At 37.6% G+C, this 14214-nt stretch carries 12 protein-coding genes and 1 pseudogene; 6 read left to right on the forward strand and 7 right to left on the reverse strand.

Annotation, left to right across the window (positions count from 1 at the left end):
• Window positions 1-45: 45 nt before the first annotated feature.
• From F7984_RS02590 to qoxA, 6 genes are all read right to left on the reverse strand, one after another.
• Window positions 46-603, reverse strand: a complete 558-nt coding sequence (locus F7984_RS02590; protein WP_151675545.1) for a TetR/AcrR family transcriptional regulator — start codon at window positions 601-603, stop codon at window positions 46-48.
• 242 nt (window positions 604-845) lie between these two features.
• Complete coding sequence (locus F7984_RS02595; protein ID WP_066108154.1) at window positions 846-1154, reverse strand: hypothetical protein; 309 nt, start codon at window positions 1152-1154, stop codon at window positions 846-848.
• 249 nt (window positions 1155-1403) lie between these two features.
• On the reverse strand, window positions 1404-1685 hold the full coding sequence (qoxD, locus tag F7984_RS02600; RefSeq protein ID WP_066108151.1) for a cytochrome aa3 quinol oxidase subunit IV: 282 nt from the start codon (window positions 1683-1685) through the stop codon (window positions 1404-1406).
• Window position 1686: 1 nt separating this feature from the next.
• A complete protein-coding gene (qoxC, locus tag F7984_RS02605; RefSeq protein WP_066108148.1) occupies window positions 1687-2283 on the reverse strand; it encodes a cytochrome aa3 quinol oxidase subunit III in 597 nt (198 codons plus the stop codon).
• Window positions 2280-4226, reverse strand: coding sequence for a cytochrome aa3 quinol oxidase subunit I (gene qoxB / locus F7984_RS02610; protein ID WP_140462168.1), 1947 nt, complete (start codon window positions 4224-4226; stop codon window positions 2280-2282). Before qoxB ends, qoxC begins: the two co-directional genes overlap by 4 nt.
• A 33-nt stretch (window positions 4227-4259) precedes the next feature.
• A complete protein-coding gene (gene qoxA / locus F7984_RS02615; RefSeq protein WP_140462169.1) occupies window positions 4260-5192 on the reverse strand; it encodes a cytochrome aa3 quinol oxidase subunit II in 933 nt (310 codons plus the stop codon).
• 408 nt (window positions 5193-5600) lie between these two features.
• On the opposite strand from qoxA, the gene F7984_RS02620 reads away from it, so the two are divergent.
• Window positions 5601-6191: a methyltransferase domain-containing protein gene (locus F7984_RS02620; RefSeq protein WP_140462170.1), complete on the forward strand. Its 591-nt coding sequence runs from the start codon at window positions 5601-5603 to the stop codon at window positions 6189-6191.
• Between the two features lie 132 nt (window positions 6192-6323).
• Here F7984_RS02620 and F7984_RS02625 read toward each other — a convergent pair whose 3' ends face one another.
• Window positions 6324-7226, reverse strand: coding sequence for a cation diffusion facilitator family transporter (locus F7984_RS02625; RefSeq protein WP_066108132.1), 903 nt, complete (start codon window positions 7224-7226; stop codon window positions 6324-6326).
• A gap of 453 nt (window positions 7227-7679) precedes the next feature.
• Between F7984_RS02625 and F7984_RS02630 the strand changes: the two genes are divergently transcribed.
• The 5 genes and pseudogenes from F7984_RS02630 (at window position 7680) to F7984_RS02650 (ending at window position 14140) form a co-directional block, all read left to right on the forward strand.
• Window positions 7680-8135 carry a nucleoside deaminase gene (locus F7984_RS02630; RefSeq protein ID WP_066108129.1) on the forward strand — a complete coding sequence of 152 codons (456 nt, stop codon included), beginning with the start codon at window positions 7680-7682 and terminating at the stop codon, window positions 8133-8135.
• A gap of 85 nt (window positions 8136-8220) precedes the next feature.
• Window positions 8221-8871 (forward strand): annotated as a pseudogene (locus F7984_RS02635) (nitroreductase family protein).
• A gap of 675 nt (window positions 8872-9546) precedes the next feature.
• The gene (locus F7984_RS02640; protein WP_066108126.1) at window positions 9547-10230 is read left to right on the forward strand and encodes a CAP domain-containing protein; all 684 of its coding nucleotides are present in this window, start codon (window positions 9547-9549) and stop codon (window positions 10228-10230) included.
• A gap of 199 nt (window positions 10231-10429) precedes the next feature.
• Window positions 10430-12316 (forward strand): FUSC family protein, encoded by a 1887-nt coding sequence (locus F7984_RS02645; protein ID WP_140462171.1) that lies wholly within the window; start codon window positions 10430-10432, stop codon window positions 12314-12316.
• Between the two features lie 201 nt (window positions 12317-12517).
• Window positions 12518-14140 (forward strand): glycoside hydrolase family 13 protein, encoded by a 1623-nt coding sequence (locus tag F7984_RS02650; protein WP_140462172.1) that lies wholly within the window; start codon window positions 12518-12520, stop codon window positions 14138-14140.
• Window positions 14141-14214: the final 74 nt, after the last annotated feature.

Genomic DNA, 14214 nt, shown 5'->3' on the forward strand with positions numbered 1-14214 from the left:
TAGACCAGTCTATATAATATGCTGATTAAGGATATACATCTTTGCTTATTTCTTTATTATATCGGGCAGACATTTAGAGATGTTTAGTAAAGGCTGTCCATTTAAATTGGTTAGCGACCGGGTGATGGCTCCTTCTATCATTGAATTAACCAATAGACTTAAACGGTGCGCTTTTTCTGGTTCAAAGCCATCTTGAAGCATTTTATCATAATAAAGTGTTTCCCAGCCTTCAAATGCTGCCTTGCACGCTTTGCGTAAAGGTTCGCTCATTAAGGAAGTTTCCGCTGCCAATAATCCAATTGGTAAACCTTCAAAAAGGTCATTTTCATTGAAATGTTGAGCGATTTTTTTAATATGATATTGGAATGCCTCTAAGGCATGATCATACTGATTCATGGCCAGCTTAATATCATTTTCAATTTGAACGGCCATTTTATTGACTGCTTCTACGGCCAGTTGTTCTTTACCATCAGGGAAGTGATAATATAAAGACCCTTTAGGGGCACCGCTTTCTTTCAGAATTTGATTTAAGCCTGTTGCATGATATCCCTGTATGTTGAAAAGGCGAGTAGCAGCCTCTAAAATTTTTTGACGCGAGTCCATTTTTGCACTCACATGAAATCCCTCTTTTCAAGTATAATGACTGGTCTATATAAATGAGTGACTGTTTTATTCTATAAGATGGCTGTATTTTATGTCAATCATTCGTTGCAGGTATATATTTTCGAGAGTAGATAGATTAGAAAGGGTGGTTGAGGTAATAAATTAGTTCTTCCAATGAAAAGAGATGAGTAGATGGGGTTGTAATAGAAATGGTCCCTTAAGGCTAAGGGACCATCATAACTTTAAGCAGCTAATAGCTGTTTCTTGATTAATATTTCTCGATCGGCAGCATAAACAGGGCGATAGCCGTTTGTAATTAGGTTTTTAATATAGATTTTATTATAGATAAAGGCGAAAACGCCGCTTGTTAGCAATGCGCCTAATCCAAATAGAAAAAGATTGATTGTGATGGATATACCAAGCATAATAATCGCCCATTTATAGTCTTTGCGAAATAAAGCAGGGAATATTCCAAAAAAGAGAGTAGTCCAACTGAAGCCAAGCTTGACCTCTTTTATAATGCCATCCTTGTTTATTAGAGATATTTTCATACAATCACTCCTGGTTCATATAGTTCCATCATAAAAGAATTTTTAAAATGAATACATGGTAGTTTATAGAAGCATGTGTATGGTATGCAGATAATTTGAGTAATAGGGAAATATCTATCATATAGGATAAAGGGCCGAACAGAATGAGGGGAATGGTAGGTATAGGAGCTCTTACTTTGGCAAACTCATAATAAGAAAAACGGACAGCGACTAGAACTCGCTGTCCGTTTCGTATAGCTGTATCGATTTTTACCAATCCCAAAGCAAGACGAACATGGAACCGAAGATGGTAACTAGGGCTACAAATAATGCATAAAGGATATTGGTATAGAGTGTTCTTCTTTCCTTGGATTCATTAATATGCATGAACAGGAATATCTGCAAACTTGCTTGTAAGCCAGCTGTGATAAGCAAAATAGCCATTTTAAATCCAAATGATATCTCCAGGAAAAGAACTAATAATGCTGCCACTGTTAGAGCGATGGATGATAAAAATCCTATGATATGCTCTTTAGGGAATAACTTAGCCATTTTACATCAGTCCTTTCAGGTAGACGAAGCTGAAGATGAAAATCCAAACAACGTCCAGGAAGTGCCAGTACAGTGAAAAAATAAATGCTTTATTGGCAGTAAGGTGATTAATTCCGCGTCTGCTCACTTGAATCAGAATAGCGATTCCCCATAGAATGCCTCCGGTTACGTGGGCTCCGTGTGTTCCAAGCAATGTAAGTAATGCAGAAGTGAAGCCGCTTGTTTGGATGGAAGCTCCTTCGTGTACATAATGGAAGAACTCATAAATTTCAATGCCTAGGAAGGCTAATCCAAGGACAAGCGTAATCGAGAACATAACCATCATTGCTTTTTTCATGCCCATCCGCATAGCGTGAATCGCGATCCCAATCGTAAAACTACTTGCCAAAAGAATAAAGGTTTCAGCTAAAACCCCACCAAGAGCGAAGATATCGCTCCCGGAAGGCCCATCACCTGTACGATTTTCCAGTACAAAGTAGACAGTAAACAGTGTAGCGAATAATACGATCTCTGCTCCAAGGAAAATCCAGAAGCCCAGTATCTTAAGCTGATTTTGTTCAGTACTATATTCCAATGGTTGAGAGGCATCTAATTTCATTCTGTCTCACCTCGCAATTTTCTTTCTTCTTCTTCAATTTCTTTCACAGATATATGGAACCCATGATCATCATTGAAGGAACGTACAAACATCAAATAGATAATTGGAACCGCAGCGATAATGGCTGGAATCCACATACTAAATACCATAAAGAATCCCCAGAAGAAGAAGGCCACTGCCATTAGAAACGGTTTAAAGTCACTGCTAGGCATGTGTATTTCTTCGATTTTTCGTGTGAACAGATTATGTGTACCTTTTTTGTGATCCCACCAGGAATCTACAGAATCCACTTCAGGAGTAATGGCAAAGTTATAGGCTGGAACAGGTGTTTTCGTTGCCCATTCCAATGTACGGCCACCCCATGGATCTGAGTCTCCTTTTAGTCTTGGAGCATAACGGAAGCTCCAGTAGAAGCTATAAACGAGAACGATGAATCCAATTGCTAAACCGACAGCACCTAATGATGCGATAAGGTTCAATGGTCCATACCCAGTTTCTTCAGAGTACGTATACATTCTTCGGTTCATCCCTTTAAGTCCCAATGCGAATAGAGGCAGGAATGTGACATTGAATGAAATAGAAATAATCCAGAATGCGATTTTTCCTAATTTCTCGTCTAATTTAAATCCAAAGATTTTAGGGAACCAGAAATACATACCCGCAAGTACCCCAAACACTGTACCCGGTATTAAAACATAGTGGAAATGGGCTACCAAGAACATTGTATTATGATATTGATAATCCGCACTTGCCATCGCTAGCATAACCCCTGTGACTCCACCAAAGGTGAAGATTGGTATGAATGCCAGGGCATACAGCATTGGCGTGGTAATTTCAATTTTTCCTTTATACATCGTAAGGAGCCAGTTAAATATCTTAACTCCTGTAGGTACAGCGATTAACATCGTAGTAATCGAGAAGAAGCTGTTTGCCATGGCACCTTGACCCATCGTATAGAAATGGTGAACCCATACAGTAAAGGATAGGGCAGAGATGGCAAGCATACTGAACACCATTGATTTGTATCCATACAGATTTTTTCTCGCGAATGTTGAAATAACCTCACTGAATATACCAAAGGCAGGAAGAATAACGATATATACTTCAGGATGGCCCCATACCCAGAACAGGTTAGCCCAAAGCATATCCATTCCGCCATCTTGCATAGTGAAAAATTGTGTACCAAACAAACGGTCAAACATCATTAAGGCAAGAGCTACTGTTAAAACAGGGAAAGCAAAAACGATAATGATGCTAGTGATTAAAATAGACCATGTGAACATTGGCATTTTCCATAGAGTCATACCAGGTGCTCTCATTTTTAAAATTGTAACGATAAAATTAACACCCGTTAGCAGCGTCCCAATACCGGCAATCTGAATCGCAATACTGTAGTAGTTATTCCCCACAGTAGGGCTGAATTCTATACCTGCAAGCGGGAAGTAGGCTGACCATCCGGCATCCGGTGATCCACCAATAACGAACGAGATATTAAATAACATTGCTCCGGCAAAAAATAACCAGAAGCTGATTGCATTTAAATAAGGGAAAGCAACGTCACGCGCCCCAATTTGAAGAGGCACTACAATATTCATTAAACCAATGATAAATGGCATTGCCATAAATAAAATCATAACCACGCCATGCGTTGTAAAGATTTCGTTATAATGCTGTGCATCAAGCAGTCCGTTTTCAGGCCTAGCCAACTGGCCACGCATTAATAAACCATCAACACCGCCGCGGAATAACATAACTAAAGCACAGAGAATGTACATAACCCCAATACGTTTATGATCAACAGTGGTAAGCCATTCATCTTTAAGCCAGCGCCATTTCTTAAAATAAGTCAGGCCGATAACAATAGCCAGCGAAACGGCGACAATACTTACCATTGCGCCATAGATTAACGGGCCACCATGTACTATAAATTTATCCCAATCCAAGGTTGTAACTCCTTTCTTATGAAAGCTTTAATTTTAATGATTTGAATGATCTTCGTGCTCTGTATTACCTTTTTCTGTATCTTCATCAAACGTGTTGTCTGCATCATCGCTCTCGTTTGATGGAGATGGCTCAGAACCATGATGATGTCCTTCAGGTGGAGGGCTGAAATCCAAGTGAGTAGAAGAATATGATTGTCTGCCGACGTGTGCTGTATCAAGCAGCTTTTCAAATTTTTCTTCTGTTAACTTGCCTTCATTTGCTTTTACTTCACTAACCCATTCTTCGAAATCATCTGGAGTCATAGACAGTGCTTCAAAATCCATATGGGCGTAACCTTCACCACTGAAGTTTGCATTTCTCCCCATCATGGAAGCAGGTGTTTCAGCTACAAAATTTAATTTTGTTACCATGTCACTCATGGCGTATTTCTGGCCACCGAGCTGTGGAATCCAGAAGCTTGTAATTGGTCCGTATGAATATAGACGGAATTCTACTACTCTATTAGTTGGAATGTTTACATAGTTAACCGTTTCAATACCTTGCTCTGGATAACTGAAATGCCATTTCCAGTTTGAAGAAGCTGCGTAGATAACCAATGGTTTTTGATCTTCATAGCCTTTTGGCTTTCCTTCTACTTCAAATGTAGTTTTAACTGTGACTACAGCTAATATGGCTACAATAATAATTGGTATGACTGTCCATGTTATTTCAAGCGCCTTGCTGCCTTCCATATGTGGCGGCTCGTAATCTTTTGGAGCTTTGGATGCTCGGTATTTATATAAAATAACGATAAAAAGTACATATACTACAAGCACAACAGCTGCCATTAAAGCCATTGAGAAAAGAATGGCATTGGATTGTGTTTTTGCAACAGGACCATTTGTGTCGAATACAACCCAGTCACATCCCGCTAACATAAGAATAGACGCCATCATGGAACTCAAAAGTGCCCATTTTTTATTCATATTTTTCCCCTTCCTAATGTAATAAGTAAATTTAAGCTATGTAAGGGAAATTCATGTAAATCTGCACACCTTAATAGTTATAATTTCCCTTGATTGCTGCTATTTAGGTATAATTCTTCCTTTTTCCATAGCCCCTGATTTTCAATATAATAACTGAATTTCAAAATTACAAATATATGAAACTAAAAGAAGACATGGAAATCTTCAATTTTGACAAAGTTGTGAACAAATTAACAATTAATTATATTCTTAGAATTTATTGTAAAATTGTCGCTTTAAAGTAGCATTTTTATGTGAATACTAGGATGTGAAATCTGAAAACGCCTATTATATAGAAAAAGGCTTTCGATCAGTATCAAAAAGGCTTAAACTTATGAATAATCTAGATAAGTGAAACGGAGTTATACAATGAACGAAAAAGATTATGATGATTTATTACATATAAAAACAGTCGGTAATCAAACTGGATTTTATAATTCTATGCATTATCACCGATATGAGCCGACTCCGTATTGGGTTTTAGAAAAGTTATTGGATGAGTATGACCTTAATAGTGATGATCATATGGTCGATTTTGGATGCGGAAAGGGGAGACTAAATTTTTTTCTTCATTACAAAACAGGGGCATTTGTAAGTGGGGTAGAAATGAATGAACAATTTATTAATGAAGCTGAGGAAAATCTCAAGAACTATAATTACAAGGGGAAAGACCGAATTCAATTTCACTGTTGTCTGGCAGAGGAGTTTCAAATTCAACCAACTTATAATAGGTTTTATTTCTTTAATCCTTTTACGATACAAATATTCCGCCAGGTTCTAACGAACATTCTGTTGTCCGTTGAAGAAACATATCGCGAGGTACACCTAATATTATATTATCCATCTGAGGATTATATATATTTTCTTGAAAATCAATCTGTGTTTGAACTACACAAAGAGATTGTTCTAAATGAAACGAATCCGTTTGAGAGAATACTGATCTACCGGCTAGCTTATTAAATTGAAAAAGGCGTTCCCATTGGAATGCCTTTTTTCGTATAAAATATCAGAAGGTTTATGGAGTAGTGGTAGATTCAGTAATATAAACAACCAATTTGTAGCTCTTTAGGGCAAACAGCCGGATACCTATCATTAATTTGGGCTTGGCCTTTTTTCTGTTTTTTCTTCATATGGTTCCACATGAACATGGACACGATAGACTCCATGATCCTTCATTAAATCCTTTTCTACAAGAGTAGCAATATCATGGGCTTCTTTAATATTTAACGTGTTGTCTACCAAAATAATGATATCAATGACTTCATTATTTCCGTAATTTCGTCCCATAATTTTTTTAATTCCTTTAACCCCTTCTATTTGGTCAATGGAATTTTGATAGATTTTAATCTTAGACTCATCAAAGCCATCTGATAAGTAATGGGATGCTTCTCTAAAAATATCCCAGGCTGTTTTGCAAATCAATAACCCTACGAGTATGGCAGTAATTGTATCGAGGAAAGGCATATTTAGCTGGGAGCCGAATATGCCAATTGCTGCTCCAATACTGACATACGCATCAGAAATATTGTCTTTGGCAGCAGCTTTAACGGAATGGCTGTTGATTCTTTTTGCTAGCTTTATATTATAGCGATAGACGAAGTACATGACGAGGGCGGAAAAAATCGCCGTGTATGCTGCCGTTATATCAGGTATATTTTTTTCCCTGCTTAAAATGGATTGGAATCCATCCGTTAGAACTTGGATACCTACTGTCATCATGATAAAAGAAGATAGGAGAGAGGCAATCGACTCACTTTTCCAGTGCCCATATGCATGATCGCTATCGGGAGGCCGCTGGGAAACTTTTAAACCAATTAATACAGCTACTGAGGCAATGATGTCAGTTATATTGTTCAGCCCATCTGCACGTAATGCTTCAGACTCACTTATATATCCAACAATCAGCTTTAATATGGAAAGAAATACGTATGCAGCAATGCTTAGGATTGCTCCGCGTTCACCTAATTTAAGGTCCCTGTATTTTTGTTTCTCCAAAAAGGTCACCTCAAGTTTTTTATTGAATTCACCATTACTTATTAGTATAGAATAAATCCATAAAAAAGAGCATTCCAATTAATTAATCATTTGGAATACTTTTGTTTTTTATTTCCCGATTAATTCACGCTGATGCAATTCATTTTCAAATCTTTGATGAATGACGTGAGTGCCATCCCTGCGTTTGATAATGAATGGTTGCCAGTTGATGAGAACTGATTATACGTGCAAGGATCAGATAGTAAATGGACTGAGGAAAAGATTAAAAATCGTTATTTAGAAATGTTTTATCCATCTGAACAAAAATGGCGTGATAAAGCAATTGATGATTATGAGTAAGGTCTAACGGGAATATTGACTAACCGTCAAGTAATACAATAGATTTGAATTATGAGTCTACACCGAAGATACAGCATCCTATTGATAAATCAAATATCGGGGGTATTAAGGCGTATGAATCCATTTATGAAAGCCGCTGTTGAAGAAGCGTATGAAGGAATTAAACAAGGGCATGGCGGACCTTTCGGAGCTGTCATTGTCAAGGATGGTAAAATCATTGGAAAGGGCCATAATATGGTGGTTAAGGAGCTTGATCCAACCATGCATGGAGAAATAGTTGCGATTAAGGAAGCATGCCTTCATGAAAATCATTATGACCTATCCGGAGCAGAGCTTTATACAACGGCTGAGCCTTGTCCTATGTGCTTAGGGGCCATCCTTTGGGCAGGTATCACGACTGTTTATTATGGATGTGATCGATTGGATACAGATAAAATAGGGTTTAGAGATGATGTCTTTTATAAAATGATTGATGGGAAGCGTTCATATGATTTACAGCGAGTTGATCATGAAGAATGTAAGGGATTATTCAAGGCCTATCAAGCAATCGAGAATAGAGTTATATATTAATAGTGATTCGGAAACTGAATAAATTTTTTAATCAAGACCTGATGTAATACCGTCCAGTCCAATCTAATCATAAAGGAGAATAAACATGTCCAATAGTTCTCATGTTATCCCAACTAATGATTTCAGAAAAATCTTAATGGGACGCCGTTCCATAAAAAGTTACGATCCTATGGTTAAAATCAGTCATAAAGAGATGACAGCAATATTCAGTGAAGCAACCAGCGCACCATCTTCAACGAATCTACAGCCTTGATTTTTTCTTGTTATAGAAAGCGATGAGGCAAAAGCAAAATTGATGGATATTGCCTCACCGACCAATCATAAAAAAATTGATACATCAGCGGTGACGATTGCAATTTTTGGCGACTTGCACAATACATTAAAAGCTGATGAGATTTATAGCGCAAATGTAGAGCTTGGGTATATGCCTGCTGAATATAAAGAACGCCAGCTTGAAGGTGTTTTAGGATGGATTGCTTCACTAACTGAACAGGATCGCAGAGATATCGTCATGACCGACTGCGGCCATGTAGCTATGCAATTGATGCTTGTGGCTCGTGCTCACGGATATGATACCAATCCTATTGCGGGATTCGATAAAACCCGTATTAATGATGTGTTTGGATTGGATCAAGAACGACATGCTCCGGTCATGATTATGACCATGGGTAAGGCGGCTGATAATGGATTCCCGACTATGCGTCTTGCAGTAGACAAAGTTGTCGAATGGAAATAAAGAGGTCACAAATGAATGTGTATGGTAGGGGCAGGTAATAACCTGCTCCTTTTCTATTGACTATGATAAAGGGATATTCTGCGACAGTCTCCTGTATATTTAAGTAACTGTCACTATTCTTTAAAGTAGTTAGTTAACCTTTAAGGATTTGATTGTAAAGTTTATGGTGTCGCTTACTAGATGTCTGCTATATAGAAATTCCCCTGCTATATTCAACGAATAAGTCAGAATAACAGAGATGGAGAAAACAATTTGTTTTCTCCATCTGTTTTATAAAAGCACTGTATAGGAAACCTCATATATTTAAATTCCCCATACCATGCCTGCAATACGGGTATACTCAACATTATTTAAAAATAACTGCAATGCTTGTAACATACCTGTAGTATCAGTAAAGAATCCTCGATTATTAAATACCTGTCAATAATTATTTTATAGGATAAAAGTGGGGATTTTACAAAAAGAGGGACTTGATATCCGGAATATGGAAAAAAGAGAGATTTAAGCAGGACTGTTGATATATCAATATATTAAGTTAGGTGTGCGCTATATGAGAAGGATGTCTATTATCCTATCTCGAGCTGTCTGGTAGTTTATGGTTCAAATGTTACAAAAAACTCATGTTACGATGTCTTTGTCGATTAAACAAACATCATGACAGGAGGAGATTTACCAATGAAACATAAACTTATCGTTACAATTGCAGCAGCCGCAGCGCTTTCCATTACAGCTATAACAGGAGCGGAGGCAGCCAGTGTATCTTCTAAACCGAATACAACAACTTCATATAAAGTGATGATCAGCGGAGGCATTATTAAATTCCCATGGGGATCTGTTCAACTTCCAACTATTGATAAACCAAGTCAGGATACGGATTCTGGTTCAAACAATGCCGTGGAACAAAATAAACCAAGTACGGATGCTCCAACTGTGGAAGAAGATAATTCTGATTCCAATGATACAGAATCAAACGATTATGAAGTAAGTGCATATGAGCAGGAAGTACTAGAACTTACTAACGCGGAACGTGAAAAACAAGGCTTAAAACCTTTAACACTAGATACAGAGCTAAGTAAAGTAGCGCGTATCAAATCAGAGGATATGCAGAAGAATAACTATTTCAGTCATACAAGCCCAACTTACGGATCTCCATTTGATATGATGAAACAATTTGGCATTTCTTATAGAGCGGCAGCTGAAAATATTGCTATGGGTCAACGCACGCCAGAAGAAGTAGTAAATGCGTGGATGAATAGTGACGGTCATAGAAAAAATATCTTAAGCTCCAGCTATACACATATCGGAATTGGTTATGTGGAGAACGGCAACTACTGGACACAAATGTTTATAGGCAAATAAGAGAGTACTATAAATATAGATTTTATATAGACTGTCCCAAAAGGAAGTGAAAACTTATCTTTTGGGACATTTTTTTATTAGCATTAATGAATGTTCCAAGCTAGAAAGCCTTTTCCTGTGTTTTTTTCCTGGCAGCATAGTATGTTATACTGTGATTTAATATTCTGGTATAGCAATTTATAGGTAAGGAAGGGAAGCTATGAAGCAGCTGATCATATCAAAAACATTGATATTTATCTTTGTTATCCTTTTTGTGACAGGCTTTGAGGCTGTGTTTGGGCAGCATAATGTTTTGATTGGGGTCACGACTGTGGTTGCTCTGCTCATGTATTTAGAGAGGGATTTTACTGTATCCCCATGGAAGAGTTTCATGCTGATTTTGGCAGTCAATTTGTCCCAAGGAATATTTGGTCAACTGGCCTTGATCAATCCCTGGGTAGGAATTTTAGTAAACTTTATCGCTATGTTTATTGTAGGATACTTTTTCACATCTAACATAAAAGGACCTATCCAAATTGCGGTTGGTTTGCAATATTTATTCATTTTGACCGATCCAGTTCCGTTGGAGGAATTCCCATTGAGACTAATGTCTCTGGTTGCAGGGGCTTTGATTATCATGATGGTACAATGGGTATTTAATAGAAGGAAATTATCTAAAAGGGGCAATCATTATTTCTTGCAGGTATGTAGCCATTTGCAAGAAAAGTTAAATCGTATTCGAGATAACCAGCCTGATCAAGAGTTGGATTCCATCATTCTGTCTGATATCAACGAGTTCAGGAAGGTGATTTATTTTCGGAGTGTCAAGGGTTATTATCTGACTCACGAAGGCAGAGTTCGTTTGAAGATTTCGGTCTGTCTTGAAAAACTGCATTTGATGTTAAACCGCAAAGCTGCAAGTGACTACCCAGAGGATGTCTTGGATGCTCTGAATTTTGAATTGAGACAGATGAGGGATTACGCCAATAAAGGGTCAAGCTTATCTGATGATTCATTGAATAATCTAAACATAGCGCTTAACAAACATGAATCCGCATACATAGTCGAAATGATTAGTACGTTGAAATTATTGCGTGAATTATTGAGGTACCTTCATACCAGTGAATCATCTGAACTGAACAAGGTTGAGAGTGTGGTAGAGATTCCTAGAGGCTACCGGAATACCTATCAATTTTTAAAGGACATTAATCGACATTCAGCTCGTTTCACATATGCACTGCGATTGGGTATCACTATTGCAGCTGTTGCTTTAATCGTTGATTATTTTAACATCAATGAAGGACGCTGGATTTTATTTACTATATTTTCTGTGACGCAACCTTATTATGAGACAGCTAAATATCGCTTCAAGGAACGCGTGATCGGCACTTTAATGGGAGCGGCTATCTTTGTACTATTATTTAGTATTTTTCATGAAACGACTATACGCTCCTTCCTGGTCTTGCTGGTTGGGTATTTGAATGGCTATGCGGTGAAGTATAGAAATGTCGTATTGACTGTCACGATATCTGCTCTTGGAACAGCTGCTCTCACGGGCGACCCGACGCTCCTGTCAGTGAGAAGAGTTATGCTTGTACTGATAGGGATAGGTATTGGTATGCTTGCAAATCGTTTATTACTTCCACATACGCTGGAAAAGGGTACAAGAGATTTGATGAAAAGCTACAAACAAGTATCCAAGGAATTACAGCGTGAAGTGTCCGCTTATTTAAACCAAAGAAATAATGCGCATACAATCAATCATTTATTTGCTGTTTCCGCTTTAATGGAGGAAAGAATTCTTTTAAATAATCAAATGCTGCAGCTTGAAGAAATGGAAAACTTTCTATCATCTCAGCGCCGTTTGAATCATGCCATTTATGATATGTTCTTGCGGATGCAAAGGGAGGATGTAGATGTCCATCTGATGAGAGAAATATTAGTAAAGATCGATTCGATTCTGGCTTTAGAAGGGGATTGTGTAAATGAGCAGGCTGGTCAATTATATGACAGACTTCAGCTTTCTAATTCCCTGGAAGAATACGTGTTGTTAAAGGACGCACTGCGAATATTAAAAGGATTTAGAAAGCAGGCTTACTTCAAATAGAACTTCTATATTAAATATTGCGATATCCTAAAAATAAAAATGAAAGGGCATACAAGCTCAACTTTTCTTATTTAAATTGCTGAGGAACAAGAAGAAGCATGAGATGTATGCTCTTAAATGGTAGAGAAAAAGTTCTACTTTAACTAATGAAAAATAATAGAAAGATAAGCTTCACATAATTCATTTTATGAGGTGGGAGAGATGGATAAACAATGGTGGAAAGAAAGTGTCGTGTACCAGGTTTATTGGAGAAGCTTTTATGATAGTGATGGGGATGGATATGGAGACTTAAGAGGGGTAACGAGGAAGCTTGATTATATAAAAGAGTTGGGTGCAGATGTAATCTGGCTCAATCCTTTTTATCTTTCTCCTGATAAAGATAATGGATATGATATTTCCGATTATTATTCCATTATGCCGAAAGCGGGCAGTATGGAGGATTTTGAGGAATTAATGAGGGAAGCACAAAAACGAGATCTAAAAATTATTATGGATTTAGTCATAAATCATACTTCAAATGAGCATGATTGGTTTAAAGAATCCAGATCCAGCAAAGATAATCCAAAAAGAGATTGGTATATTTGGAGAGATGGAGACCAAGTGAACCCTCCCAATAATTGGCGTTCTTACTTTTCCCCGTCAGCATGGGAATATGATCAACGGACTGGTCAGTATTATTTTCATTCATTCGCAGCTGAACAGCCCGATTTGAATTGGGAGAATGAAGAAGTCCGTAAAGAAATATATCGAATTCTAAATTTTTGGTTAAAGAAAGGGATTAATGGATTTAGGCTAGATGCAATTGCCCTGCTTGCGAAGCCGGAGGATTTTCCGGATGCAGACGATCCGGATGATATTCGTTATTTGGCCAACCATCCCAAAGTTCATGATTATTTGCAGGAGATGAATGAACAGGTATTCCGTCATTATGATGTGTTAACCGTAGGGGAGGTAGCCTTCGTGACGCCGGAGCAAGGGTTATTATATGTGGATAAAAACCGCCATGAACTGAATACCTTGTTTCATTTTGAAGTTTGTGATGAAATGCCAACCTGGGACTTAAAGAAATTTAAAGAGATTCAGGCGCGCTGGTATGAAGGATTGAAAGAGAAAGGCTGGAACTCACAATTTATTAATAATCATGATCATACAAGAGTGGTAACCAGATATGGTAATGATAAAGAGTATCGTGTTCAATCAGCCAAACTATTTGCTGCGTTGCTGCATTCTTTGCCGGGTATGCCTTATATTTATCAAGGAGAGGAAATAGGAATGACAGGGATTCGCCTTTCTTCTATTGACGAATATAACGATATTGCGATGAAAAATCAGTATGCTGAGTTGGTGTCAAAGGGATGGGACCCGAATACGGTTCTTAGAGATTTGCAGCCATTAAGCAGAGACAATAGCCGTACACCGATGCAATGGACCAATGAAGAACATGCGGGATTTACAACAGGTACACCGTGGATTCGAGTTAATCCAAACTATAAATTAATCAATGTGAACAATGAATTGTGTAATTCAGAATCAATCTTTTATTTTTATCAAAAGCTTATTGAATTAAGAAAAAAGCACAAGGTTTTCGTATATGGGGATTATCAGGAATTATTTAAAGGACACCCTCATCTTTATGGATACAAAAGAAGCTACGCTGATGAGACGATTTACATTGTCTCTAATGTTCAATCAAAGCCTACACAAATTGAGCTGAACAATGAAATGGATTTGGAGGGGACATCTATTCTGATTTCTAACTATAATGAAACGACAAGCACAAAATTAAATGCCTATGAAGCACGTATTTATTTAAAAAAAGCTTAGCTGGGATAATTGATTCCAAAAGCAACAATATAGAACAAACAAAAGATAATTAAAATAAGACTCCGAATGATTCA

The sequence above is a fragment of the Pradoshia sp. D12 genome (assembly GCF_008935075.1).
Lineage (GTDB): Bacteria > Bacillota > Bacilli > Bacillales > Pradoshiaceae > Pradoshia.